Source organism: Plastoroseomonas arctica, assembly GCF_018128965.1.
Lineage (GTDB): Bacteria > Pseudomonadota > Alphaproteobacteria > Acetobacterales > Acetobacteraceae > Plastoroseomonas > Plastoroseomonas arctica.
The window spans coordinates 87808-112691 of the sequence record NZ_JAAEDH010000016.1 but is presented as its reverse complement, the minus strand read 5'-3'; the positions used below and the strand labels follow the sequence as shown (position 1 = coordinate 112691).

General features: G+C 70.1%; 22 protein-coding genes. 7 read left to right on the top strand and 15 right to left on the bottom strand.

Annotated features, from left to right (window positions below):
• Positions 1-255 precede the first annotated feature (255 nt).
• From cobA to GXW79_RS14505, 10 genes are all read right to left on the bottom strand, one after another.
• Positions 256-1140 carry a uroporphyrinogen-III C-methyltransferase gene (cobA, locus tag GXW79_RS14550; RefSeq protein ID WP_367614915.1) on the bottom strand — a complete coding sequence of 295 codons (885 nt, stop codon included), beginning with the start codon at positions 1138-1140 and terminating at the stop codon, positions 256-258.
• Positions 1089-3644: a molybdopterin-dependent oxidoreductase gene (locus tag GXW79_RS14545; RefSeq protein ID WP_211875130.1), complete on the bottom strand. Its 2556-nt coding sequence runs from the start codon at positions 3642-3644 to the stop codon at positions 1089-1091. Before GXW79_RS14545 ends, cobA begins: the two co-directional genes overlap by 52 nt.
• 1 nt (position 3645) lies before the next feature.
• Positions 3646-5181: a sulfite reductase subunit alpha gene (locus tag GXW79_RS14540; protein ID WP_211875129.1), complete on the bottom strand. Its 1536-nt coding sequence runs from the start codon at positions 5179-5181 to the stop codon at positions 3646-3648.
• Complete coding sequence (locus GXW79_RS14535; RefSeq protein ID WP_211875128.1) at positions 5178-6914, bottom strand: NirA family protein; 1737 nt, start codon at positions 6912-6914, stop codon at positions 5178-5180. The genes GXW79_RS14540 and GXW79_RS14535 overlap by 4 nt, the downstream gene beginning before the upstream one ends.
• A complete protein-coding gene (locus GXW79_RS14530; RefSeq protein WP_211875127.1) occupies positions 6911-8110 on the bottom strand; it encodes an NAD(P)/FAD-dependent oxidoreductase in 1200 nt (399 codons plus the stop codon). Before GXW79_RS14530 ends, GXW79_RS14535 begins: the two co-directional genes overlap by 4 nt.
• Before the next feature lie 4 nt (positions 8111-8114).
• Positions 8115-8906, bottom strand: coding sequence for an ABC transporter ATP-binding protein (locus tag GXW79_RS14525; protein ID WP_211875126.1), 792 nt, complete (start codon positions 8904-8906; stop codon positions 8115-8117).
• 12 nt (positions 8907-8918) lie between these two features.
• Complete coding sequence (gene ntrB, locus GXW79_RS14520; protein WP_246504008.1) at positions 8919-9794, bottom strand: nitrate ABC transporter permease; 876 nt, start codon at positions 9792-9794, stop codon at positions 8919-8921.
• Positions 9795-9797: 3 nt separating this feature from the next.
• On the bottom strand, positions 9798-11066 hold the full coding sequence (locus GXW79_RS14515) for a CmpA/NrtA family ABC transporter substrate-binding protein (protein ID WP_211875125.1): 1269 nt from the start codon (positions 11064-11066) through the stop codon (positions 9798-9800).
• Positions 11063-12154 (bottom strand): CmpA/NrtA family ABC transporter substrate-binding protein, encoded by a 1092-nt coding sequence (locus GXW79_RS14510; protein WP_211875124.1) that lies wholly within the window; start codon positions 12152-12154, stop codon positions 11063-11065. Before GXW79_RS14510 ends, GXW79_RS14515 begins: the two co-directional genes overlap by 4 nt.
• 208 nt (positions 12155-12362) lie before the next feature.
• Positions 12363-13082: an ANTAR domain-containing response regulator gene (locus GXW79_RS14505; protein WP_246504007.1), complete on the bottom strand. Its 720-nt coding sequence runs from the start codon at positions 13080-13082 to the stop codon at positions 12363-12365.
• A gap of 23 nt (positions 13083-13105) precedes the next feature.
• On the opposite strand from GXW79_RS14505, the gene GXW79_RS14500 reads away from it, so the two are divergent.
• A complete protein-coding gene (locus tag GXW79_RS14500) occupies positions 13106-13471 on the top strand; it encodes a hypothetical protein (protein WP_211875123.1) in 366 nt (121 codons plus the stop codon).
• Here GXW79_RS14500 and clpB read toward each other — a convergent pair.
• Positions 13468-16062 carry an ATP-dependent chaperone ClpB gene (gene clpB, locus GXW79_RS14495; RefSeq protein WP_211875122.1) on the bottom strand — a complete coding sequence of 865 codons (2595 nt, stop codon included), beginning with the start codon at positions 16060-16062 and terminating at the stop codon, positions 13468-13470. The genes GXW79_RS14500 and clpB overlap by 4 nt on opposite strands.
• Positions 16063-16176: 114 nt before the next feature.
• On the opposite strand from clpB, the gene GXW79_RS14490 reads away from it, so the two are divergent.
• On the top strand, positions 16177-16938 hold the full coding sequence (locus tag GXW79_RS14490; RefSeq protein ID WP_211875121.1) for an MOSC domain-containing protein: 762 nt from the start codon (positions 16177-16179) through the stop codon (positions 16936-16938).
• 71 nt (positions 16939-17009) lie between these two features.
• Here the strand turns inward: GXW79_RS14490 and GXW79_RS14485 are convergent, their stop codons facing one another.
• The 3 genes from GXW79_RS14485 to GXW79_RS14475 all read right to left on the bottom strand — a co-directional run bounded on the left by GXW79_RS14485 (position 17010) and on the right by GXW79_RS14475 (position 18975).
• Positions 17010-17972: a Bug family tripartite tricarboxylate transporter substrate binding protein gene (locus GXW79_RS14485; protein WP_367614914.1), complete on the bottom strand. Its 963-nt coding sequence runs from the start codon at positions 17970-17972 to the stop codon at positions 17010-17012.
• 63 nt (positions 17973-18035) lie between these two features.
• A complete protein-coding gene (locus GXW79_RS14480; protein WP_211875119.1) occupies positions 18036-18197 on the bottom strand; it encodes a hypothetical protein in 162 nt (53 codons plus the stop codon).
• 64 nt (positions 18198-18261) lie between these two features.
• A complete protein-coding gene (locus GXW79_RS14475) occupies positions 18262-18975 on the bottom strand; it encodes a GNAT family N-acetyltransferase (RefSeq protein WP_367614913.1) in 714 nt (237 codons plus the stop codon).
• Between the two features lie 89 nt (positions 18976-19064).
• Here GXW79_RS14475 and GXW79_RS14470 point away from each other — a divergent pair, with 89 nt between their 5' ends.
• From GXW79_RS14470 to GXW79_RS21820, 3 genes are read left to right on the top strand one after another with little or no spacing between them, the layout of a single operon-like run.
• Entirely contained in the window at positions 19065-19874 is an 810-nt protein-coding gene (locus GXW79_RS14470; RefSeq protein WP_246504006.1) for a ferredoxin--NADP reductase, read from the top strand.
• A gap of 57 nt (positions 19875-19931) precedes the next feature.
• Positions 19932-21365 (top strand): YcjX family protein, encoded by a 1434-nt coding sequence (locus tag GXW79_RS14465; RefSeq protein ID WP_211875117.1) that lies wholly within the window; start codon positions 19932-19934, stop codon positions 21363-21365.
• Positions 21362-22303, top strand: coding sequence for a DUF697 domain-containing protein (locus GXW79_RS21820; protein WP_211875116.1), 942 nt, complete (start codon positions 21362-21364; stop codon positions 22301-22303). Before GXW79_RS14465 ends, GXW79_RS21820 begins: the two co-directional genes overlap by 4 nt.
• Here GXW79_RS21820 and GXW79_RS14455 read toward each other — a convergent pair.
• The gene (locus GXW79_RS14455) at positions 22300-22761 is read right to left on the bottom strand and encodes a MarR family winged helix-turn-helix transcriptional regulator (protein ID WP_211875115.1); all 462 of its coding nucleotides are present in this window, start codon (positions 22759-22761) and stop codon (positions 22300-22302) included. The two genes, GXW79_RS21820 and GXW79_RS14455, sit on opposite strands and share 4 nt — an antisense overlap.
• A gap of 167 nt (positions 22762-22928) precedes the next feature.
• On the opposite strand from GXW79_RS14455, the gene GXW79_RS14450 reads away from it, so the two are divergent.
• Together GXW79_RS14450 and GXW79_RS14445 are read left to right on the top strand one after the other, a co-directional pair.
• A complete protein-coding gene (locus GXW79_RS14450) occupies positions 22929-24077 on the top strand; it encodes a TRAP transporter substrate-binding protein (RefSeq protein ID WP_211875114.1) in 1149 nt (382 codons plus the stop codon).
• Positions 24078-24268: 191 nt separating this feature from the next.
• Positions 24269-24877 carry a TRAP transporter small permease subunit gene (locus GXW79_RS14445; RefSeq protein WP_211875113.1) on the top strand — a complete coding sequence of 203 codons (609 nt, stop codon included), beginning with the start codon at positions 24269-24271 and terminating at the stop codon, positions 24875-24877.
• Positions 24878-24884: the final 7 nt, after the last annotated feature.

Below are 24884 nucleotides of genomic sequence, written 5' to 3'. Positions count from 1 at the left end.
GGACAGGACCATCACAAGCATCAATATCAGCCACACGAATACACCGTGACCAATACTTCCAAACCAGATGCAATTGTCAAAGAACACAAACCAACAAAGCATCCCGCCCGCATCGCTTGATGCGAGTGAATGCCCTATCGGCCTGAAGGAACCACCGCTCGGGTGGGGGAGGGAAGCTAGGAGGTTTCCCTCAAAGCGTCAAGTCCGTCCCCGCCGCGCGGTGTGGAGGGTGTCTAGGCGTGTGCCATGGAACTGTCAAACGCCTATTTCGGCCGTGGCGTCTAAAGTCACCGCAACCCTGCCATGCGCGACCGCCTCGCCCACCAGCAGCAGCGCCGGACCGCCGCGCACCCAGCCCGGCGCATCAGCCACAACACGGCGCAGATCGCCGCGCAGCACGCGCTCCGCATCCGTCCCACCGCTCTCGATCAGCGCCGCCGGCGTGCTCGGATCGAGCCCCTCGCCGAGCAACCCACGCTCCAGCGCCGGCAGCGTCGCGATGCCCATATAGACCGCGAGCGTCTGCCCCGGCCGCGCTAGGGCGGCGAAATCGAGGTCCAGCACGCCATCGCGCGTGTGCCCGGTCACCAAGGTCAGCATCCGCGCGCAATCGCGATGCGTGAGCGGTATCCCCACCGAGGCCGCACAGGCCAGCGCCGCCGTCACCCCCGGCACCACCGAACACGGGACACCCGCCGCGGCACAGGCCTCCGCCTCCTCGCCGCCACGGCCGAAGACGAAGGGGTCCCCGCCTTTCAGCCGCACCACCCGCTTGCCGGCACGCGCCAGGCGCACCAGCAGCGCGTTGATCCCCTCCTGCGGCAGGCAGTGATTTGCCCGCTGCTTGCCCACATAGATGCGCTCCGCCCCGCGCCGCGCGAAGCCCAGGATCTCGGGCGAGACCAGGCGGTCATGCACGATGACATCCGCCTGCCCGATCAGCCGCGCCGCGCGCAGGGTCAGCAGGTCGATCGCGCCCGGGCCGGCGCCGACCAAGAAGACCTCGCCGCAGGGTTTGGCCCGCGCGCGCCGCCACGGCACGCTCGCGATGGTGCGCCACCATCCCGGCGCATGGAAGGCCAGCGCGATCACGCCGGCACCGGCGCGCGCGCGAGAATCGCCGCGATCTCCGGCCGGCACGCCCCGCATCCGGTGCCCGCCTTGGTCGCCGCACCCACGGCCGCGACATCCTCGGCACCGTCCAGGATCGCGGCCTCGATGCGCCCGACCGTCACCCCGTGGCAGGCACATAGCGTGGGCGAAGGCGGTGGCCCCTCGGCCGCTTCGCCCGCGAGCAGGCAGCGCCGTTCGGCGAGCGTGATGCCCTCCTCCGCCATCAGCGCCGCGAGCCAGTCGCGACGCGGCACCTCGTCACTCGCGCGCGCGAGGCACACCACGGCAATCACGCGCGCCTCGCGCAGCAGCACGGCGCGATGCAGGCCGAGCACCGCATCCTCGAGCACCGCCCAGTGCCCGGTCGTCTCCGGCAGCGCCGCGCGGAGTGCTGCGAACGCCGCCGTCGCATCGCCTTCGCCGGCCACCTCATGCCGCCAGACACCGCCCGGCATGGGGCTGCGCGCCATCCACGCCGCGGGCAGATCGAGCGCCGCACCCGCCAGCACAAACCCCTGCCAATCCGCGACGTAGCGCGTGATGGCGACGGCCGCGCCCTTCAGCTCCGGCTGCCCGCTGATCGGGTCCACGACCGGCAGCACCGCGGCATTCACCCGCGCACCGACACAGAACCGCGCCGTCCAATGCATGGGCGCGAAGCAGGAGCCGCGCCGCTGCCCGGCATCGAGCCGCGCCCGCAGCACGGCACTCCCCTGCGCATTGCCGAGCCGCACCAGCGCGCCATCCGCGATGCCCGCGGCGTCGTCGGGGTGCAGCGTCAGCTCCGGCTCCGGCGCCTGCGCCATCAGGCGCGGCAGTGGGCCGGTGCGCGTCATCATGTGCCACTGGTCGCGCAGCCGCCCGGTGAGCAGCGTCAGCGGCGCACCAGGCTGCGCGAGGCCGCGATAGGGCGTGGGGATGAAACGCGCGGCAGGCGCAAGCCGCTCGCCCGGCGCGCCACGCGACGCCACCGGCCAGCGCGTGGGAGGCATCGCCGCGTAGTCCGCGTCGCTGATCTCCGCGAGACCGCTGATGTCGAAGGCGCGCCTGCTCTCCGGCACCAGCGCGGTCAGCGCGGCGTGTTCGCGGAAAATCGCGGCGGGGCCGTCCCAGGCGAAGGCCTCGCCAAACCCGAGCCGCTTGGCCACCTGCGCCACCGCCCACCAATCCGGCCGCGCCTCGCCGCCCCGCGGAAGGAAGGCGCGCTGGCGGGAGATGACGCGCTCCGAATTCGTGACCGTCCCGTCCTTCTCCCCCCAGCCGAGTGCGGGCAGGCGCACATGCGCCGCATCGACCGTGTCGCTCTCGCGCGTGCAGTCGGACACCACGAGGAAGGGCGCGCGCTTGAGTGCCGCGCGCACGCCATCGCCATCGGGCAGCGACACGGCGGGGTTGGTCGCCATCACCCACAGCGCGCCGATCGTCCCGGCGCCGAGCGCGCGAAACAGATCCACCGCCTTCAGCCCCGGACCCATCGCAAGGTTCGGCGCGCCCCAGGCATCGCGCAGGGCAGCGACCTCGGCCGGCACCGACCAGTCCAGGTGTGCTGCCAGCGTATTCGCCAGCGCGCCGACCTCGCGCCCGCCCATCGCATTGGGCTGTCCCGTGATGGAAAAGGGCGAGGCGCCGGGCTTGCCGATCCGTTCGGTCAGGATGTGGCAGTTGATGATCGCATTCGCCTTGTCGGTGCCGGCACCCGACTGGTTCACGCCCTGGCTCCAGAGCGTGACGGATTTTTCCGTGCGCGCGAACCAGTCGCAGAAGGTGGCGATCGCGTCAGGCGCCAATCCGGTGAGTCCCGGATCGATCCCGCGCGCGACGGCAAGCGCATCCTCCATCCCCGGCGCTGCGAACCCGGCATCGGCACAGCGTGCGAGCACCGCGGCAAACAGCGCCACGTCGCTTCCCGGCGCCAGCGGCAGATGCAGATCCGCCCCCGCGCAGGTCGCCGTCACGCGCGGGTCCACCACCACGATGCGCATCTGCGGCCGCGCCGCCTTCGCCGCCATCAGCCGCTGATGCAGCACCGGATGGCACCAGGCCAAATTGCTGCCGACCAGCGTCACCAGATCGGCCTGCTCGAGGTCGGCATAGACCGCGGGGACGATATCCTCGCCGAAGGCGCGCCGATGCGCGGCGACGGAACTCGCCATGCACAGGCGCGAATTGGAATCGATGTTCGCGGTGCCCAGAAACCCCTTCGCGAATTTGTTCGCTGCGTAATAATCCTCGGTCAGCAACTGCCCCGAAACGTAGAGCGCGGTGCTGTCCGGTCCGCCCTGCCGTAGTGCGCGCGAAAACCCCTCGGCCACGGCGTCCAACGCCGCATCCCAGCTCGCGCGCTTGCCGCCGACCTCGGGGTAGAGCAGGCGCCCCGGCAGGTCGATGGTCTCGCCGAGTGCGGCGCCCTTGCTGCACAGCCGCCCGAAATTCGCGGGGTGCTCCGGGTCGCCGGCGACGGTGCCGTCCGGCCGCGCGAGAACCCCGCACCCGACGCCGCAATAAGGGCAGGTGGTGCGTGTGGCTTCCACCTCAGTACACGTCGCGCTGATAGCGGCCCTGGCGGGCAAGGGCCACGATCCAGTCGCGCGCCTGGTCCGGGCTCATGCCGCCCTCGCTCGCGGCGATCGCGCGCAGCGCCGCATCGACATCCTTGGCCATGCGCGAGGCATCGCCGCAGACGTAGAAATGCGCGCCATCCTGCAGCCAGTGCCAGAGGTCCGTCGCCTCCTCGCGCATCCGGTCCTGCACATAGACCTTCGCGGCCTGGTCGCGCGAGAAGGCGAGGCTCAACCGCGCCAAGGTTCCTTCGGCGCGCCAGGCCTCGATCTCCTCGGCGAAGAGGAAGTCCGTGGCCCGCTTCTGATCGCCGAAGAACAGCCAGGACGCGCCCTTCGCGCCGATCGCCGCGCGGTGCTGCAGGAAGGCGCGGAACGGCGCGATCCCCGTGCCCGGCCCCACCATGATGACCGGGATCTTGGGGTCCGCCGGCAGCCGGAAATGGCTCTCCTGCACATGCGCCAGCAGCGACGACCCCGCCGCCGCGCGATGCGCGAGATGGCACGACGCGATCCCGTCGCGCACCCGCCCCCGCCGCTCCGCCTTCACCACGCCGATGCACAGCTCGACATGGCCGGGATTGAACAGCGGCGAGGATGCGATGGAATACAGCCGCGGCTTCAGCTTGGGCAGCGAGGCCACGAGATCGGCTATCGGCGGCCGCGCCGAGGGAAACGCCTCCAGCAGGTCGAGCAGATCGGCATCCTGCGGCGCCGCGTCATCATCGCCATCGGCGAGCTTGCGCAGCATCGCGGCCTCGCCCGCATCCTTCGCCGCACCGGCCAGCACGTCGAGCGTGCGGTCGAGCGGGCGGGCGATGTCGAGATCACGCGTGAACGCGTCGCGATATTCCTCCGCCTCGGCCCCCCAGGCGGCCACCACCGCATCCACCAGGCCCGGATCATTGGGCGCCTGCACGCCGAAGGAATCGCCGGGCTCATAGGCGAGCCCGCTGCCCGCGAGGTCGATCACCACATGCCGCGCATCCTTGGCCGAGCCCTCGCCGGTCAGCCGATCCGCGCGCACCATCGCGACCGGCACGCCGATCGGCACGACAGGCCCGCTGGCCGGCACGGGTGCCGCCGCGACCACCGCGGGCGCCGCCGCGACCGTGGCCTTGAGCGCCTTCTGCGTCTCCTTGCCGCCGGGCACGCACAGCGCGAACGACGTCTCCCGTCCTTCAGCGAGCGCCTCGGCATAGGTCTGGCAGAGATAGCCGCACTGCCCGCAATCGAGCTGCGCCATGCAGGCCATAAGCTTGCGCGGCAGCGGGCGGCCCTCGGCCATCGGCAGGCGCTCGTCGAGCGAGAGGGCCGCGTCGTGCCAGGGGAAATCCTCGGCCGGCGGCGGCGGTGCGGCGGAGCTGTTGGCACCGCCTTCCGCGCCGCCATACAGCCCGGCAAGGAAGCCGTTCAACCAGGCGCGCTGCTCGGCGGAAAACGGTGCGGTTTCGGGGATCACCGGCACCGGCGCGGGGCCCGGAAACGCCTGGGGGAACATCGCGTTCATGCCATCACCTCGGCGCCTTCGCGCGCCATCGCCACAAGTGCGGCATCCTCATGCCGCGCGGTGAATGCCTGAAAGGTTTCGCCCGCCGCGCGCTGCTCCATCCACCGCCGCAGCAATGCCAGCACCAGCGGCGGCAGGTCGTCGGCCGCGATCGCGGGAATGATGAGCCGCCCGATCGCCTGCTCCGGCCCCGCGCCGCCACCCACATGCAGGTCATAGCCCTCGACGGTGTCCTCGCCCTGCTCGACGCGCGCGCCGAGCAGCCCGATATCGGCGACGTAGTGCTGCGCGCAGGAATGGTGGCAGCCGGTGAGGTGGATGTTGATCGGCGCATCCAAGGTGATCCGCGCCTCGAGGTAATCGGCCAGCATCGCCGCGTGCCCCTTGGTGTTGGACGCCGCGAACTTGCACCCGGCATTGCCGGTGCAGGCGACCAGGCCGCCGCGCACCGCGCTCGCCTCGGTGGTCAGGCCCGCGGATTCGATCGCGTGCAGCGCCGAGGCGAGCGAGCGCTCGGGCACGTTCGGGATGAGCAGGTTCTGCCACACGGTGAGCCTGATCTCGCCATTGCCGAAGGTCTCCGCGACAGCGGCGAGGTCGCGCAGCCGCTCGACGGTCAGCCGCCCGACCGGCGTGACCACGCCCACGTAGAACAGCCCCGCCTGCTTCTGCGCGTGCACGCCGACATGGCCGTGCTTGAGCGCGGGCGGCGGCGGCGTCAGCGCCTCGGCCGGAAGGCGCGTGAGCGACCTGCCCCATTGCGCCTCGACCTCGGTGAGGAACTTCTCCAGCCCCCAGCGGTCGAGCAGGTATTTCAGCCGCGCCTTCTTGCGATCGGTGCGGTCGCCATGCGCGATGAAGACGCGCAGGATCGCGTCGCACACCGCGACGACATCGGCGGGTGCGACCACCGCGCCGGTCTCGCGCGCGAAATCGCGGTGCCCGGTGATGCCCCCCAGGCCCAGGCGGAGGGTCGGTCCCTCCGCCGTCATCGCCGCGGTGAAGGCGATGTCGTTGGTGTCCTCCAGCACCGCCACCTGGCCGCCGCCATCGAAGGCGATGTTGAACTTGCGCGGCAGGGCAAACAGGTCGCGGGTGTTGAGGATGTGGTGGTGCAGCGCGCGCACGATCGGGCGCGTGTCGATCAGCTCGCCGGCGTCGATGCCCGCCGTGGGGGCGGCGGTGATGTTGCGGATGTTGTCCGCACCGGTACCGCGCGGCAGCAGCCCGATATCGCCCAGGCGATTGACCAGCTCCGGCCCCTTGGCCGCGGGGATTTCGCGGATCTGCAGGTTCGCGCGCGTGGTCACATCGGCATAGCCGCCGCCCAGCTCCTCGGCGATGTCGGCGACCCCGCGCAGCTGATGCGCGTTCATCACGCCACCGGGGATGCGCAGCCGGCACATGAAGCTGTCCTGCGCGGGGGCGACGTAGAACAGGCCGTGATACTTGGTCATCAGTACGTCGACGCCCTTGGGGAATTTCCCCTCCGCGGCACGCGCGGTGATCTCGTCCCAGCGGTCGAGCGGGTGCCTGTCGCGCTTGGCCTGCTCCTCGGGCGTCAGCTTCCCGCCCTCGGCGATGGTGCGATCCTGCGCGGCGCGCAGCGCATCGGCGGGCGCGCCACCACCGCCGCCGCCGGGGGCCAGCGCACCGCGCCGCGCCTCGACCCCGGCCATGAAGCCCATGAGGTAGTTCTGCTGTTCGCCGGAAAAGCCAGGATCGGAATTCATGCCGCAACCTTCACATAGGCAGGACCCATCGCGAGTGCCGCGCGGAACGGTGCCACGCTGCATCCACTCGTGATGAGGTTCAGGTAAAATCCGCTATCGTCGGTGTCGCCGTAGAGCACCGCGCCCACCAGGCGCCCCTCGCGCAGCCAGAAGCGGCGATAGGCGTCGGTGCCTTCGTCGCGCAGCGTCACCACCTCGGCATCCGCGGGCGCGATCTCGCCCGCCGACCACACCGCGGTGCCGGAGACCTTCAGCGCCGCGCTGTCGGTGCGCGGCGCCCAGGCGGTCGCACCGCCGGCAATGGCCTCGGCGGCGATCTCGGCCTGTTCCAGCGCGGGCGCGACCAGGCCGATCAGCTTGCCGCCATGCTCGGCGCATTCGCCGATGGCGAAGACCGCCGGGTCCGACGTCCGCATCTGGTCGTCGACGACGATGCCGCGTGCCATCGCAAGGCCCGCAGCCGCGGCCAGCCCCGTCTCCGGCCGGATGCCGACGGACATCACCACCAGCCGCGCGGGGATGCGCGTGCCATCGGCGAGCAGCACCGCCTCGGCGCGGCCATCGCCCGCGATCGCGGCGGTCTTGGCCGGCATCGCGAAGCGGATGCCGCGCGCGCCCAGGCGCCTGGCCAGCATCGCGCCGGCCTCGGCATCCAGCTGGCGCTCCATCGGCCAATCCACGGCATGGATGACCGTGACCTTCATCCCCGCATGGGCGAGGCCCGCGGCGGCCTCGAGCCCCAGCAGCCCGCCGCCGATCACCACCGCCGGGCCGCCCGCCATCGCCGCGCGCCGCATCGCCAGCACGTCGGACAGGTCGCGATACAGCAGCACGCCCGGCAGATCCGCACCCGGCAGCGGCAGCCGCGCCGCGCGCGACCCGGTCGCGATCACGCAGGCATCATACCCGACGCGCTCGCCCTTCTCCGTCACCGCGGCACGGCCCACGCAGTCGAGGGCGACGATGCGCGTCGCCGGCCGATACGCGATGCCCTTGGCCCGCAGCACGCCCACCGGATGGGTGATGATGTCGCCCACCTCCGCGCGCCCTTCCAGCACCTTCGACAACGCGATCCGGTCATAGGGCAGCGCCGATTCCGCGCCCGCCAGCACGATCTCCGTCCCCGGCAGCCGCTCGGCGATGCGCACCGCGCAGCGCGTCCCCGCCGGCCCCGCCCCGATGACCAGGACGCGCATCGGCTCAGGCCGCCTTGAGCGCAGGGTTCGCGTGCCGCGCGTGCAGGAATTCCAGCACGGCCCTCCGCGCATGCACGAAATCCGGATGCTCGGCGAGTGCGAGCCGGTCGCGCGGGCGGGCCAGCGTCACCGGCAGGATCTCGCCGATCTGCGCATTCGGCCCATTGGTCAGCATCACGATGCGGTCGGAGAGCAGCACCGCCTCATCCACGTCATGGGTGATCATCATCGTGGTCATCCCGAGTGCTGCGTGGATCTGCATCACCTGGTCCTGCAAATGCGCGCGCGTCAGCGCATCGAGCGCGCCGAAGGGCTCGTCCATCAGCAGCACCTTGGGCTTCATCGCCAGCGCGCGGGCGATGCCGATGCGCTGCTTCATGCCGCCCGAGATCTCGTTCGGGCGCTTGTCGGCGGCCGCCGTCATGCGCACCAGCGCGAGGTTCTCCATCACCCACGCCGCCCGCTCGGCGCGCGACATGGTCTTGGACAGCGTCTGGTCCACGGCCAGGCGGATATTCTCCGCGCAGGTCAACCAGGGCAGCAGCGAGTGGTTCTGGAACACCACGGCGCGGTCGGGCCCGGGGCCGTTCACCTCCTTGCCTTCCAGCACCGCTCCGCCTTGGGACGGCTTGAGCAAGCCGGCCACCACGTTCAGCATGGTCGACTTGCCACAGCCGGAATGGCCGATGACGGAGACGAATTCGCCGCGTGCGACGTGAAGGTCGATGTCGCGCAACACCGGCGCAGGGCTGCGCGGGAAGGCGACCGTGAGGCCGGTGATCTCGAGATAGGACATGGTGATTTCTCCTCAGCTCGCGCTGGTGCCACGGGTGACGAGATGGCCGGCGAGTGCCACCAGCCGATCGAGGAAGAAGCCCACGATGCCGACATAGATGAGGGCGACGATGATGTCGGACAGGTTCGAGCTGTTCCACGCATCCCACACGAAGAACCCGATCCCCACGCCGCCGATCAGCATCTCGGCCGCGATGATCGCGAGCCACGAAAGCCCGATCCCGATGCGCAGCCCGGTGAAGATGTAGGGGGCGGCCGCCGGCATCACGATGCGCCAGAAATAGCCGATGCCGCGCAGCTGGATCACGGCGGCGACGTTGCGGTAATCCTGCGGCACGTTGCGTACGCCCACGGCCGTGTTGATGATCACCGGCCACACCGCGGTGATGAAGATCACGAAGATCGCCGAGGGCTGCGCCTCGCGAAACGCCGCCAGCGACAGCGGCAGCCAGGCCAGCGGCGGCACCGTGCGCAGCACCTGGAAGATCGGATCCAGCCCGCGCATCGCGAATTGCGACGTGCCGATCAGCATCCCGACCGCGACACCCACCACCGCTGAGATGGTGAAGCCGAGTGCGACGCGCTGCAGCGAGGCCAGCAGGTGCCAGAACAGCCCCTTGTCCAGCCCGCCGCGATCGAAGAACGGATCCACGATCAGGTCATGCGCGTCCTTCCACACGCGCGAGGGCGGCGGCAGCGTGGCGTTCGGCCCGCTCGCCAGCACCTCCCACAGCACGACGAGGCCGATCAGCACGATCACCGGCGGCATCACCTGCGCGATGACGGGCATGATGCGCGACGCGCGGGGCAGCGGCGCCGGCGCGGGGCGCGGGATCGGCGTCGCGGCGGGCGCGGCCACCGTCTCGGTCTTGGTGGTGATGACGTTCATGGCTCAGGCTCCGGCCAGTTTCTTGATGGGCAGGCTCGCGAGATAGGCGGCGGGGTTTTCCGGGTCGAAGACCTTGCCGTCGAAGAAGGTCTCGGTCCCGCGGCTGGTCCCCGAAGGCTGTTCGGCATTCGGCACGCCGGCGCGCGCGGCGGCGGCGCGCCAGATGCCTTCCTTGTTCACGGCATTGACCAGCGCGCGCGTGTCGGTGTCCTGCGGCAGCACGCCCCAGCGGATATCCTCGGTGAGGAACCACAGGTCGTGGCTGCGGAAGGGGTAGCTGGCGTGGTCGCGCCAGTACTTCATGACGAAGGGGCTGTCCTGCACCACGCGGCCATCGCCGTAGTCGATGACACCCGAGGTGCGACCCTGAATATCGGCCGGCGGCACGTTGAACCAGGCACGGCGCCCGAGGATCGCCGCCAGCTCCGCGCGGTTGGCCGGCGTGTCGCACCAGCGCTGCGCCTCGATGACCGCCGCCGTCATGGCCTCCGTCGCGTGCGGATTGGCCTCGACGAAATCGGCCCGCAGCGCGAAGGCCTTTTCCGGATGGTCGCGCCACAGCTCGCCGGTGGTGAGCGCGGTGTAGCCCAGATTCTGCGCGACCAGCTGCGCATTCCACGGCTCGCCCACGCAGAAGGCGTCCATCGTGCCCACGCGCATGTTCGCCACCATCTGCGGCGGCGGGACGACGATGGTCTGCACGTCATTGTCGGGATCGATGCCGCCGGCGGCGAGCCAGTAGCGGATCCACAGGTCGTGGGTTCCGCCGCGGAAGGTCATGGCGAACTTGCTCTCGCGGTTCATCGCGGCCTTGAGCGGCGCGGCGTCCAGCCGCGCGCCCAGCGCGCGGTGCTTGGCTGCCACCGAGATCGCCTGCCCGTTCGTGTTCAACCGCGCGAGGATCGCCATCGGCACCGGCTGGTTGTTCTGGGTGATGCGTCCGGTCTGCATCAGGTAGGGCATCGGTGTGAGGATATGCGCCCCGTCGATCCCGCCCGAGCGTCCCCCGAGCACCAGGTTGTCGCGCGTTGCCCCCCAGCTCGCCTGCTTGTCGACGATCACGTCGGGCATGCCGTGCTTGGCGAAGAAGCCCTTTTCCTTCGCGATGATCAGCGGGGCGGAATCGGTCAGCGCGATGTAGCCGAGCTTGGCCGCGCGCACCTCCGGCGTGGTCGCACTCTGCGCGAAGGCGCCGCGCGGGGTCGCCGCGCGCGCGGCCGCGAGCAGGGCCGCGGTCGCGGCGATGGCGCCGCGGCGTGTGAAGTCGCTCATACCAAGATCTCCCGGGAAAATTCTGGTGGTGGTGATGCGGGTGAGGGTTCCGGCTCGCCCACGCGGGCGGCCGCGGCGTGCCACAGGGCGGAGCCGTAAGGGGCGAGTGCCTCGTCGGCGGCGACATCGGCGCCGACATGCCCCCAGCGCCGCATCTGGGCGAGCCACCAGGCGGCGGCGTCACGGCGGGGGAAGGTCACGTCGTGGAAATGCAGGGCGGGTCCGGGCACGCGCCCGTCGATCGCGGCACCCAGCTCATCGCCGGACAGATGCGGCATCGCGTGGGTGAGGATGCGCAGCAGCTCGGCGCGGTTGCCGGCCTCGCCGATCCAGCGGGCGGCCGCGATCACCGCGGCGGTGCAGCCGATCGCGGCCTCGGGGGCGCGTTCCAGCGCGGCTTCGGCGAAGGCCAGGACCTTCTCGGGGTGGTCGGGCCAGATCTCGCCGCTGCCCAGCACCATGCGTCCGCAGCCCAGGGCCTCGGCATGGCTGCCCCAGGGGGCGCCGGCGCAGAAGCCGTCGATCGCGCCCTCGGCCAGGCGCGCGGCCGCCTGAGGCGGCGGGACCACGGTCATGCGCAGGTCGCGGTCGGGGTCGATGCCGCCCGAGGCCAGCCAGTGCCGCAGCAGATAGTTGTGCGAGGAGAAGGGGAAGACCACGGCGATGGTCGGCACCCGGCCGCTGGCGCGCAGCGCATCGCCGAAGGCCCGTGCGGTCAGGCTCGCACCCTCGGGGGCCACCGCGTCGGCGAGCGCATTGGAGAGCGTCAGCGCATTGCCATTGGCACCGAGCCCGCAAGCCACGGAAAGCCGCGCCGACAGCCCGCCCAGCCCACAGGCGAGCGCGATCGGCATCGGGCCCAGCAGATGCGCCCCGTCCAGCAGCCCGAGGGAAACCTTGTCGCGAATCGCGGCCCAGCCCGATTCCGGGGAGAGCGTGACGCGCAGTCCCACCGCCTCGAACAGCCCGATCGCCTCGGCGACCAGCAGCGGCGCGGCATCAACCAGCGGCACATAGCCGACCCGCAGCGCGTGAAGGCGCGGCGGCGGGCGCAAGGGGCGGGGTAAGGCTTCGACGGCCAGGGCCAACGCGCACGCTCCCGAAGCACAGGGCTTCGAAACGGGCCGTCCTTGGACCGTGAGGGATTGGAGGGCGGGTCAGATGGAAGCGCGCCATTGCACTTCCCCGCAGCCACGAAAAAACCAAAAACAAGGGTGACGCGCAACCAAAATCGCACGTCCTGCATGCATAAAGATTCGTACACCAACGACATCTGCGCGATACGCGCGCAATCGCCTAATTCAGGCGCAAAATCTCGGTCGCCATCGCCGCCAGCTTCATCCCCCTGTCCATCGCCATGCGCCGCAGCCGGCGATGCGCGGCGTCCTCAGTGAGGCCCATCTCCCGCATCAAGCGCAGCTTGGCGCGGTCAAGCACCACCCGCTCCTCGATGGTCGCGCGCGCGGCATCCAGCTCGGCGCGCAGTTTTTGGTGGGCGTGGAAGCGACGGATGGCGACGTCGAGCACCGGCCGAACGCGCGCGGGCTGCAGCCCCTCCACCACATAGGCGGCCACACCCGCTTCCAGCGCGGCCTCGATCTGCTCGGGCTCGCCCTTGCCGGCGAAGAGCACCACCGGGCGGGGCTCGTCGCGATACAGCGCGCGCATGGATTCCAGCGCGTCGCGGGAGGGGTCGTCGATGTCGCAGACGATCACCTCGGCGCCGGCCTCGCGCACCTGGCGCGTCAGGTCGCCCGGCGCCGCCACAATGGCAGCGACGACGAAGCCCGCCGCCTCCAGCCCGGCACGGACGGCCTCGGCCCTCTCGGCATCCTCGTCGATGAGCAGAACGCGCAGCTGCCCGGCCCTTCCCGAAGCTTGAGAAAGCCGTGCCGCATTTCGTCCCGGTGCGGAGTATGCAGGAAAGGGGCCGGGGAGGTGGAGAGCCTGCGCATCATTTTCGCGCGGCTCGGCACCCTTGCGGTCGGCGGCTGGTTGCGGTTCGCTGGTCTGCATCTCCCGCCGTGATGGAGCGCCCCATGCCCGTCCCCTGCCCAACGATGCGTGCCCTCGCGGCCGTCATGGCCGGCCTGGTGCTGCCGGGTTGCGCGGCACTGTTCGTCATCGACACGCGGTTCAGCCCGACCGCGCCCTTTACCCCGCGCAACCGCACCGCGGCCGAGATCACGCTGGTCTACCTGAACGACACGCCGCGCCGGCCCATCGAGCGCGTGGGCCAGATCCAAGGCACGCGCACCGAATGGCAGAACAACACCGATTTGGTAAACGCGATGCGCGCCGAGGCCGCGCGCGCGGGCCTCGACGGGGTGGCGGATTTCCGCTGCGGACTCTCCGCCACCTTCGCCTACCAGTGCAGCGGCACGGGGTTCGTCTACGTGCCTTAAGCGGCCTCGGCCACCGGTGCCGGCGCCGCGCCGATTTCCAGCCCATCCGGCCCGGCCGTGACTGTCAGCGCCGCGCCATCGGCCACCGTGCCGGCGAGCAGCCGGTCCGCCAGCTTGTCCTGCAGCGCGCGCTGGATCACCCGCTTGAGCGGGCGCGCGCCGTAGAGCGGGTCATACCCGGCCTCCGCCAGCCAGCTGCGCGCGGAGTCATCGAGCGTGAGTGTGATCTTGCGCTCCGCCAGCAACTCCCGCAGGCGGCCGAGCTGGATGTCCACGATAGCGGCCATGTCGGAGCGCGCGAGCCGGCGAAACAGCACCACCTCGTCCAGCCGGTTGAGGAATTCCGGGCGGAAGCGCTCGCGCACGGCGCGCATCACCGCTGGCCGCGCGACCTCGATGTCGCTCTCCTCGGACAGATCGGCGATGGCCTGGCTGCCGAGGTTGGAGGTCAGAACGATGATGCAGTTGCGGAAATCCACCGTGCGGCCCTGGCCATCGGTGAGCCGCCCGTCATCGAGCACCTGGAGCAGGATGTTGAAGACGTCGTCGTGGGCCTTCTCCACCTCGTCGAACAGGATCACCTGGTAGGGGCGGCGGCGCACGGCTTCCGTCAACGTGCCGCCTTCCTCGTAGCCGACATAGCCGGGGGGAGCGCCGATCAGGCGGGCCACCGCGTGCTTCTCCATGAACTCGCTCATGTCGATGCGCGTCATCGCCCGCTCATCATCGAACAGGAAGTTGGCCACCGCCTTCACCAGCTCGGTCTTGCCAACGCCGGTGGGGCCGAGGAACAGGAAGCTGCCGATCGGGCGGTTCGGGTCCTGCAAGCCGGCCCGCGCCCGGCGCACCGCCTTGGCCACAGCGCCCAGCGCCTCATCCTGGCCGACCACGCGGCCGCGCAGCGTCTCCTCCATGCGCAGCAGTTTTTCCCGCTCGCCGGCGAGCATCTTCTCCACCGGGATACCGGTCCAGCGGCTGACGATGGCGGCGACGCCTTCCTCGGTGACGGCCTCGTTCACCAGGCGGCCATCCTGGTCGCCGGCTTCGGCGAGCTGGCGCTCGATGCCGGGGATGACGCCGTAGAGCAGCTCGGAGGCGCGGCCGAGATCGCCGCGGCGCTGGGCCAGCTCCACATCGGTGCGCGCCTGATCCAGCGCTTCCTTCAGCTTCTGGCTCTCGACGACCTTGCCCTTCTCCGCGGCCCAGCGCTGGGTCATGGAGTCGGAGCGTTCTTCCAGCTCGGCGACTTCCTTCTCGATACGCTGGAGGCGGTCGCGAGACGCCGCATCCTCCTCGCGCTTGAGCGCCTCGCGCTCGATCTTGAGCTGCATGATGCGGCGGTCGAGCTCGTCCAGCGCCTCGGGCTTGCTGTCGACCGTCATGCGCAGGCGTGCGGAGGCCTCGTCGACCAGGTCGATGGCCTTGTCGGGCAGGAAGCGGTCGGTGATGTAGCGGTTGGAGAGCGTGGCGGCCGCGACGAGCGCGGAGTCGGTGATGCGCACGCCGTGATGCGTCTCATACTTGTCACGGATGCCGCGCAGGATGGAGATTGTGTCCTCCACCGACGGTTCGCCCACGAACACCGGCTGGAAGCGCCGCGCGAGGGCCGCATCCTTCTCCACATGCTTGCGGTATTCGTCGAGCGTCGTCGCGCCGATGCAGTGCAGCTCGCCGCGCGCCAGGGCGGGCTTGAGAAGGTTGGACGCATCCATCGCGCCATCCGCCTTGCCCGCACCGACCAGGGTGTGCATCTCGTCGATGAACAGGATGATCTGGCCGGCCGCCTGTTCGACCTCGGAGAGCACGCCTTTCAGCCTCTCCTCGAACTCGCCGCGATACTTGGCACCGGCGACCATCGCGCCGAGATCGAGCGCCATGACGCGCTTATCCTTCAGCGCCTCGGGCACGTCGCCGCGCACGATGCGCAGCGCCAGACCCTCCACGATCGCGGTCTTGCCCACGCCGGGTTCGCCGATCAGCACCGGGTTGTTCTTGGTGCGGCGCGCGAGCACCTGAATGGTGCGGCGGATCTCCTCGTCGCGTCCGATGACGGGGTCGAGCTTGCCCTGGCGCGCCACCTCGGTGATGTCTCGGGCGTATTTCTTTAGAGCGTCGAAATTCGCCTCGGCATTCGCGCTCTCGACCTTGCGGCCCTTGCGGATGTCGGCGAGGGCGGCTTCGAGGCGCTGCGGGTCGGCGCCGCCGGCGCGCAGCGCGCGACCGGCATCGGTGTCGGACGCGGCGATCGCGACCAGCAGCCGGTCCTGCGCCACGTATTCATCACCGGCCTTGGTGGCACCCTGCTGCGCGGCGTCGAGCACGCGGATGATCTCGGGGGTGAATTGCGGCTGTCCCGCCCCCTGCCCGCTCACCTTGGATTGCTTGGCAAGCGCGGCCTCAACGCCCGCCTTGACCTTGGCGGCGTCGCCGCCGGCGGCCCGCACCAGGCCGGAGGCGGCACCCTCCTCGTCATCCAGCAGTGCCTTCAGCACATGCTCGGGCGTGATGCGCTGGTGGAATTCGCGGATCGCGATGGTTTGCGCCGCCTGCAGGAATCCGCGCGTGCGCTCGGTGAATTTCTCTATATCCATGGTCCCAGTCCCTCCGATGAGCGGACCGGCGCCGCACCGTCCCGGAATGGCAACGGGCAGCGCCTGGTGCAAACTATGTGGTAGCGTCGACGCTGCTGCTTCAAGGGTTCGCCGATGCGTGTCGAGACAATCTATCGCTATCCCGTGAAGGGCCTCTCCGCCGAGGCCATGGAGGAGGTCACGCTGACGCCCGGCGAGACGCTGCCGCATGACCGGCGCTTTGCTTTGGCGCAGGGCGATGCGCCCTTCAATTCCGCCGCGCCCGGCTGGATGCAGAAGCGCCATTTCGGGTGCCTGATGGCGAATGCGCGGCTGGCGCATCTGCATTCGGCCTTTGACCCGCGCAGCGGAATGCTGGTGATCCGGGCACCGGAAGCGGCCCCGTTCGCCGGCGACACCCGCACCGCGGAGGGGCGCGCCGCCATCGCCGGATTCCTCGCGGGTTTCCTCGGCGATGAGGCCCGCGGCGAGCCACGCTTCGTCGAGGCGCCGGGGCATGCCTTCACTGATGTGGCGAAGAAATGCGTCTCGATCATCGGGCTCGCGTCCCTGGCGGCGCTTGAGGCGAAGATGGGCATGGCGCTGGACCCGCTGCGGTTCCGGGCGAATGTCTATTTTTCGGGTGGCTTGCCCTGGGGCGAGTTCGACCTGTTGGGCGAGGAGATCATGCTGGGTGGAGCGCGGCTGAAGGTGTTCAAGCGCATCGTGCGGTGCGCGGCGACGGAGGTGAACCCGGTGACCGCGGAGCGCGATGCTCGCCCGCCGCAGGCCTTGCGCGAGCATTTCGGCCACATCGATCTGGGTGTCTACGCCGAGGTGCTCGATGGCGGCCGTGTCGCGGTGGGCGACGCCTTGGAGCCACTGCGCCTGATCTGATTGGTGCGGGCTTTCGGGGTTCCCAAGAATTAAAATAAAGAATGGCGTTCGGGAAATTCCTTTCCCGACTTTCATTCCGGCTGGTAGTTCGCCAACCGCAGCAGCGCCGCGTTCCTCGCCACATCCTCGCGGATGAAGGCCGCAAACGCATCCGGCGTCTCCGCCACCGGCTCGAACCCCAGCCCGTTCAGCCGGTCCGCGATGGCCTGCTCGCGCATCCCCTCCACGATGGCCGCGTTGAGCCTGGCCACGATCTCGCCGGGCACGGCGCGCGGCGCCCAGACGCCGTACCAGGAATAGAATTCGAAGCCTGGCAGCCCGGCCTCCGCCATGGTCGGCAGGTCGGGCGCCAGCGGCGTGCGCGCGGGGGCGGCGATGCCCAGGCCGCGGAGTTGCCCGCCGCGGATCATCGGCAGGGTCGCGAGCGCGGGTTCGAACATCAGCTGGGCGTTGCCGGCGGCGACGTCGGTCAGCGCCGGCGCGGAGCCGCGATAGCCCACGATCTCAATGGCCGAGCCGGTCACGCGGTTGAACTCGATGGTGCCAAGATGGCCGGCGGAGCCCAGGGACGATGTTGCGAAGGTCCAGCGCGCGGGGTCGCGGTGTGCAGCTTCGACCACGGCGGGGATGGTGGTCTGCGGGCGGCGGGGATCCATGACCATCACCAGGGGGCCGCGGGCGGTCCGCGCCACGGGGGCGAAGTCCTCGACCGGGTCGTAGGGGGCGGCACGCATGACGTGGCGCGCCATCACATGGATGCTGGCCGAGCCGAGCAGGGTGTAGCCGTCGGTAGGGGCTGCGAGGACGGCCTGGCTGCCGATCGCGCCATTGGCGCCGGCGCGGTTCTCCACCACCACCGTGGCACCCAGCTTCTCCTGAAGTTTCTGGGCCGCGATCCGCGCCATGGCGTCGGTGGCCGCGCCCGGCGTGTAGGGGACGATCAGGCGGATCGGGCGGGATGGATAGCTTTGCGCCCGGAGCGCGGGCGCGGCGAGCAGGCCCGCGGCGAGTGTCGCCCGTCTTGTCCATGTCACCCGCATCGCGATCCCCTGCCCAGCGTCAGGGGCAGGGTGCACGCAGGCGGGCGGGCGCGGCAATCAGGCGATGTTGAGCAGCAGCGCCTTGGCACCGAAGGCGGCCAGCGCGGCGCCGACCATGCTCGCCTGCGGCCCGAGCGATCGGAGCATATGGAAGGCCGTGCCCGCCGCGATGACGCCCCAGGCGAGGACGTCGGTGAGTTCGATACCCGGGATCAGCATGACAATCTCCCGTCCAAATTATTAACGGGACGTTAGGCGCACGCCGGGCCGATGCGCAAGGAGATTAGACGGGGCGGCGGCCGAGGCTGGTCTTGGGCCGTCCATCCTGGTCCCAGTTCGCCGCGTCGAGCCAGGCGGCGATCGCATCGCGTCGCTCCGGCCATTCGGTATCGAGCATGGAAAAGAAGGCGGTGTCCCGCCGGCGCCCCTTGATCACCAGGTGGGCGCGCAGCTCGCCCTCGTAGACGAAACCCAGGCGGGTGGCGGCGCGGCGGGAGGGCGCGTTGAGCGCGTTGCACTTCCACACGAGGCGCCGGTAGCCGAGGTCGTCCATCGCGTGACGCATCAGCAGGTACATGGCCTCGGTCGCGGCGCGGCTGCGCTGCATGCGCGGGGAGAACCAGATGTTGCCGATCTCGATGGCGGCGTTCTTGGGCTGAATGTCCATCAGCGTGATCCAGCCCTCGGCCGCACCCGAGACGTGGGGCCGAACGGCCCAGGCCAGCGGGTCATGCTGCGCGGCAAACTCCGCGACGAAGGTGGCGAGCGCCGCCTCGGTCAAGAAAGGGCCGTAGCCCATGTAGGCGAAGCTTTCGGCGGCGGCCTCGCCCTGCGCCGCGCGCCACAGCTCGGCGCCGTGGCGGGCGTGCAGCGGCTCGAGCGTGACGGCGCCGCCACGATGGGCGATGCGCGCCGGCAGGGGGCGCGGCGCGGCATCGACCAGCGGGCCCACCGGCGGGTCCGAGGCGGGGTCGCGCGGCGCATTCGTCTCGATCACCTGTCGGCTCCGTTCGGCCCGCGCAGCGCCGGGCACCAATGCAGCCTTCGATATTGCATCAACGGGAGGCGGGCGCTAACCCCTGCGCCATGCCAGACGACGCATCCGCCCCGAAACCCGCCATCCCCGCCGCCTATTTTGGCGAGACGGTGACGCATGTGCACCACTGGACGGAGCGGCTGTTCTCCTTCCGCTGCACGCGCGACGCGACCATGCGCTTCCGCGCCGGCGAGTTCACCATGATCGGGCTGATGAACGCGGGCAAACCCCTCGTGCGCGCCTATTCGGTGGTGAGCGCACCCTGGCAGGAGGAGCTGGAATTCCTCTCGATCAAGGTCCAGGACGGCCCGCTCACCTCGCGCCTGCAGCACATCCAGCCGGGCGACACGGTGCTGATCGGGAAGAAGCCGGTCGGAACCCTGGTGCTGGACAATCTCGCCCCCGGCGAAAACCTCTATCTCGTCGCGACCGGCACCGGCCTCGCCCCCTTCATGAGTCTGATCCGCGAGCCCGAGACCTATGACCGCTTCGAGCGCGTGATCATCTGCCACACGGTGCGCCAGGTGGCCGAGCTCGCCTACCGCGATTTCATCACCAAGGATCTTCCGGCCGACGAACTGCTGGGCGAACTCCTCGCCGAAAAGCTGATCTACCACCCCTCCGTCACGCGCGAGCCCTTCGCGAACCAGGCGCGCATCACCACCCAGATCGAGGCCGGCACGCTCGGCACCGATCTCGGCCTGCCGGACCTCGACCCCGTGCGCGACCGGGTGATGATCTGCGGGTCGGAGGCCCTGAACGCCGACATGAAGGCGCTGCTGGAGATCCGCGGGTTCACGGAGGGCGCGAACAACCGCCCGGCCAGCTACGTGGTCGAGAAGGCATTCGTGACGAAGTAGCCGGTCTCTGGTTTGGTGCCTGGTCTGGGGCGGATCGTTTCCTGAGGGGCATGCTGCATGGACATCTTCGGGCGCCTCGGTGCCGGCCTGCGCGACGCCGCCTCCGCCGCGGTGGACGCCGCGCACCAGATCAGCAATGTCGAGACCCTGCGCGTCGCGGTCACCGGCCTCAGCCGCGCGGGCAAGACCGTGTTCATGGTCTCGCTGATCAGCAACCTCCTCGCCCTCGGCCGCGGCCGCGACACGCTTCCGGCGCTGCGCACCGCACTCGATGACGGCGCCGGCCGCTCGCGCCTGATCTCCGTCGCGATCGAGCCCTCCGGCGTCCAGCGCATCCCGCGCTTCGCCTATGAGGAGAATCTCGCCGGTCTCGCCGGTGCCGCGCCGCACTGGCCGGCTTTCACCGACCAGCCGGCGCTGATCACGCTGCGCATCCGGCTGCGCCAGCGCCAGGGGATCGCGGGGATGGTCGGCAGCCTGCTCGGCGAGCGCGAGGTGCGGCTCGAGCTGCTCGACTATCCCGGCGAATGGCTGCTCGACCTGCCTATGCTGCCGCAGAGTTTCGCGCAATGGTCGCAGCAGACGCTGCACCTGCTCGGCCAGCCCAGCCGCGCCGGTTTCGCCGATGAATTCCTCCGTTTCCTCGCCGCCATCCCGCCGACGGCCGCGGCCGACGAAGCCGTTGCGCAACACGGCTTCCGCCTGTACCGGGAGGCGCTGCGCCGCGCCAAGGAGGAGCAGGGTCTGCGCTGGCTGCAGCCCGGCCGCTTCCTGATGCCCGGGCCCTGGGGCGAGGCGCCCTTCATGCATTTCTTCCCCTTCGAAGGCGGCGACGTGCCCGCCGCCGGCAGCCTCGCGCTGCTGCTGCGGGAGCGTTTCGAGACCTACAAGGCCGAGATGCGGCAGAATTTCTTCGAACCGCATTTCAGCCGCTTCAACCGCCAGGTCATCCTGGTCGACGTGCTCGGCGCGCTGTTCGCCGGGCGCACCGCCTTCGAGGATTCCGCCATGGCGATCCACGCCATCGCCGAGAGCTACAAGCGCGAGATGCAGGGCGCGCTGCCCTTCTCCCGCCGGATCGAGCGCATCGTCTTCGCCGCGACCAAGGCCGACCATGTCCCCGACCAGGCGCAGGTCGCGCTGCGCCAGACGCTGATGCACATGGCGCTGCCGGCCGAGACGGCGGTCGCGCGCGGCGCCCGGCACAGCTTCCACAACGTCGCCTCCATCATCTGCACCGAGAGCGGGGATTTCCTGGTCGACGGCATTCCCGAGCGCATCGTCTTCGGAGTCCCGCTCGGCGGCACCGAGCGCAAGGCCTTCCGCCTGGGCAGCATCCCGACCGGGCCGGTGCACGAAAGCTATTGGTCACGCCCCTACTTCATGCTGCCCGCGCTGCGCCCGCCGCTCATCGAGCCGGGCGAGGCCGCGCCCATCCCGCAGGCGGGCATCGACGTCGTCCTCGCGGAACTGATCGGAGACGTGCTGTGAGCAACCAGATCGGCTTTCTCCAGGGGCCCAGCGCCGCGCCCCCGGCCCGTGCGGCCGAGCCGCTGCCCGTGACGACCGCGCCTGTCCCGCGCGGAGAGCCGGGCTGGATCGGCGAGGCCGTGCCGGGCGGACCCATCGCCCCTCCCACCATCGGTGTGCTGCCGCATGCCGCACCCGCCCCGATCGCGCCGCTGGTGGTCGCGGCGATGGCGATCGGCGGCCTGCTGGTGGCGCTGCTGGTGCTCTCGCTGGGCAATTTCGTGGCCGACCAGTTCGCGCGCTCCGATGCGCTGGGGGTCCTCACGCTGGTCATTCTGCTCGCCGGCGGCAGCGCGCTCGGCTGGGCCGCCTGGCGGGAATGGCGCGGCGTCGCGCAGCTCGCCACCATCGACGCGATCCGCGCCGACCTCGCCGGGGAGGATCTGGACAAGGCCCGCGCGGCGGCCTTCGCCTGGCTGGAGGCGACCGGGCTGGGCGAGGCGCAATCCGCCGCGCTAAAGGCGGCGCCGAACACGGCCACGATCCGGGCCCTGCTGGAGATGGGGGCGCTCGCCCGGCTCGACGCCGCCGCCGCCATCAGCGGGCGCGACGCCGCACTCGCGGTGCTGACCGCCACCGCGATCAGCCCCTGGCCGGGCCTCGACGGGCTGATCGTGGTCTGGCGCGGGTCACGCCTGGTGCGCCGGGTCGCCTCGCTCTACGGATTCCGGCCCGGCACGCTCGGCACGCTGACCCTGTTCCGCCGCGTCGCGATCGATGCCGGCACCGTCGCCGCCGCGGACCTCGCGGTCGCGGCGATGGTCGAGAGCTTCGCGCATGACGCGGTGCTGAGCCGGCTGCTGGGCCAGGCCGCGGGTGCCGCCACCGCGACGCGGCGGATGCTGCGCCTGGCGCGTGCGGTCGCCGATGCCTGCCGGCCGCTGCCGCGCCTGGGCTAGGCGCCGGCGACCCGCCGCAGCATCGCGAGGAACTTCGTCCGCTCCTCATCGGTGAGGCAGGCGAGCACGCTCTCATTGGCCGACTGCGCCCGGGGGCTCGCGGCGCTGGCGACCAGCCGGCCGGAATCCGTGGGCGAAAGCACCACGGTGCGCCGATCCATCGGGTCCCGCGTCGCGACCACCAGCTCGCGGGCCAGCAGCCGGCGCACCACGCCCTGGATCGTCGCCGGGTCCATCGCGACCAGCCGGCCGAGCCGGTTCTGCGTGACGTTGCCCAGTTCCACCAGGCGCAGCAGGGCGGCGAATTGCGGCGGCGTCAGGCCGTGATCGCCGGCGCGGATCTGGAATTGCGCGACATGGCGCTGGTGCGCGCGGCGCAGCAAATGGCCAACTGATTCATCGAGGCGATAATCCGCCTCGTAGCGCAGCGCATCGATATGAGCCACCTGGCTTGACATGCGTTGCGGCACTCCCTGACTGCACCTTGATTGCGCACGCCGTGCAAACCGTCAACCGGGCATTGTTTCAAAACGAAGATTGCACCGAGAGTATAAAGACGGTTATCTCGGTTCGATTACCCACGTGCAACGACACGTGGCGCTCGTCTTCGCCCGGGAGGAACAACATGAACGATCAGACAGTCACCCCCAATGCGCCCGCGCGCCGGGGCTTCCTCGCCGGTGCCGCCGCCGCGGCGGTGGGCACCGCGACCCTCGCCATGCCCAATGTCAGCCGCGCGCAGACAGTGACCCTGCGCTTCCAGTCCACCTGGCCCCAGCGCGACATTTTCCACGAATTTGCCGGCGATTACGTCAGCCGCGTCAACGCCATGGCCGGCGGCCGTCTGCGCCTGGAGCTGCTCGCCGCCGGCGCGGTGGTCGGCGCCTTCCAACTGCTCGACGCGGTGAGCTCCGGCACGCTCGATGGCGGCCATGGCGTGCCCGCCTATTGGTTCGGCAAGAACAAGGCGTTTTCCCTGTTCGGCACCTCGCCGCCCTGGTTCGGCGACGCGAACCAGCTGCTCGGCTGGTACCATTACGGCGGCGGCGAGGCGCTGTATCGCGAGCTGATGGCCGACATCGTTCGGGTGAATTGCGTGTCGTTCATGACCGGTCCCATGCCGACCCAGCCGCTGGGCTGGTTCAAGAATCCCATCGAGCGCGTCGAGCAGATCCGCGGCCTGAAATACCGCACCGTGGGTCTCGCCGCCGACCTGATGACCGAGATGGGTGCGGCCGTGATCTCGCTGCCCGGCGGGGAGATCGTGCCCGCGCTCGAGCGCGGCGTCATCGACGGTGCCGAGTTCAACAACCCCTCCTCGGACCGCATGCTCGGCTTCCCCGACGTGGCCAAGGTCTACATGATCCAGAGCTTCCACCAGCGCACCGAGAGCTTCGAGGTGCTGTTCAACAAGCCGAAATTCGACGCCCTGCCCGATGAGCTGAAGGCGGTGCTGAAGTTCGGCGCCGAGAGCGCCTCGGCCGACATGTCGTGGAAACTGCAGGACCGCTACTCGCGCGACCTGCTGCAGATGGCCCAGACGCAGGGCGTTTCCGTCCGCCAGACGCCGCGCCCGATCCTGGACGCGCAGCTACGCGCCTGGGACGCGGTGATCGCGCGGCTGGAAGGCGACAATTCCTCGCCCGCCAACGGCCCCTTCTTCAAGAAGGTCTGCGACAGCCAGCGCGAATGGTGCCGCCGCATCGGCAGCTTCTTCCTCCGCTACGAGGCGAGCCCGGTGGTGTCCTTCAACCACTTCTTCGCCCGCGGCTGACACCGGCGGCCATGAAGAATGACCGCCGGTGTCAGCCTTTTTTTGTGCCCTCAGGCGCCGGGCGCCGCCTCCGGCGGCTTGGCTCGCCGCACTAGCGGCGCCGGCCATTCGGCCGGGCGGCACGAGGAAGAGCCTCGTGCCGAACGGTCTTCATGCCGTCGTACAAATTTTTCTGAGGGGATTCGCCTCTAATGCAGGGTCTGCTCATCGGCATCGACCGCTTCTCGACCGTCATCGGCAAGGTCTTCGCCTGGTCGATCGTGCTGCTCACCCTCCAGATCACCTATGAGGTGACGGCGCGCTACCTGTTCGCGCGCCCCACCAACTGGGGCTACGACGCCTCCTACATGCTCTACGGCATCTTGTTCATGATGGCGGGCGCCTACGGGCTCGCGCGCAACGGCCATGTGCGGGGCGATTTTATCTATCGCAAATGGCCAGTGCGCTGGCAGGCCGGGGTGGAGCTGGTGCTCTACTTCGTCTTCTTCTTCCCCGGCATCATCGCGATGGTCTTCGCCGGCTTCTCCTTCTTCCAGGACAGTTTTCGGCAGAACGAGCATTCCCCCTTCGCGCCCGATGGCCTGGTCATCTGGCCGTTCAAGGCGCTGATCCCGATCGCCGGAGCCATGCTGGTGCTCCAGGGCCTGGCCGAGGTCGGCCGCTGCATCGGCGCCTTGCAGACCGGCGCCTGGCCCGGCCGCCTCTCCGATGTCGAGGAGCTGGAGGTGGTGATCCTCGAACGCGCCGCCGCCGAACGCGGCGAGGCCGCACCCGTGATGCCGACCGGCCCCCGTCCTTAATCAAGCG

Coding starts and splice junctions, on each gene's coding strand:
- GXW79_RS14465 (WP_211875117.1), top strand. CDS start 19,932: ATGGACATCTTCGGGCGCCTCGGTGCCGGCCTGCGCGACGCCGCCTCC.
- ntrB (WP_246504008.1), bottom strand. CDS start 9,794: ATGAACGTCATCACCACCAAGACCGAGACGGTGGCCGCGCCCGCCGCG.
- GXW79_RS14470 (WP_246504006.1), top strand. CDS start 19,065: ATGCCAGACGACGCATCCGCCCCGAAACCCGCCATCCCCGCCGCCTAT.
- GXW79_RS14500 (WP_211875123.1), top strand. CDS start 13,106: ATGCCCGTCCCCTGCCCAACGATGCGTGCCCTCGCGGCCGTCATGGCC.
- GXW79_RS14515 (WP_211875125.1), bottom strand. CDS start 11,066: ATGAGCGACTTCACACGCCGCGGCGCCATCGCCGCGACCGCGGCCCTG.
- GXW79_RS14480 (WP_211875119.1), bottom strand. CDS start 18,197: ATGCTGATCCCGGGTATCGAACTCACCGACGTCCTCGCCTGGGGCGTC.
- clpB (WP_211875122.1), bottom strand. CDS start 16,062: ATGGATATAGAGAAATTCACCGAGCGCACGCGCGGATTCCTGCAGGCG.
- GXW79_RS14445 (WP_211875113.1), top strand. CDS start 24,269: ATGCAGGGTCTGCTCATCGGCATCGACCGCTTCTCGACCGTCATCGGC.
- GXW79_RS14450 (WP_211875114.1), top strand. CDS start 22,929: ATGAACGATCAGACAGTCACCCCCAATGCGCCCGCGCGCCGGGGCTTC.
- GXW79_RS14525 (WP_211875126.1), bottom strand. CDS start 8,906: ATGTCCTATCTCGAGATCACCGGCCTCACGGTCGCCTTCCCGCGCAGC.
- GXW79_RS14540 (WP_211875129.1), bottom strand. CDS start 5,181: ATGAACGCGATGTTCCCCCAGGCGTTTCCGGGCCCCGCGCCGGTGCCG.
- GXW79_RS14505 (WP_246504007.1), bottom strand. CDS start 13,082: ATGCAGACCAGCGAACCGCAACCAGCCGCCGACCGCAAGGGTGCCGAG.
- GXW79_RS14455 (WP_211875115.1), bottom strand. CDS start 22,761: ATGTCAAGCCAGGTGGCTCATATCGATGCGCTGCGCTACGAGGCGGAT.
- GXW79_RS14535 (WP_211875128.1), bottom strand. CDS start 6,914: ATGAATTCCGATCCTGGCTTTTCCGGCGAACAGCAGAACTACCTCATG.
- GXW79_RS14490 (WP_211875121.1), top strand. CDS start 16,177: ATGCGTGTCGAGACAATCTATCGCTATCCCGTGAAGGGCCTCTCCGCC.
- GXW79_RS14530 (WP_211875127.1), bottom strand. CDS start 8,110: ATGCGCGTCCTGGTCATCGGGGCGGGGCCGGCGGGGACGCGCTGCGCG.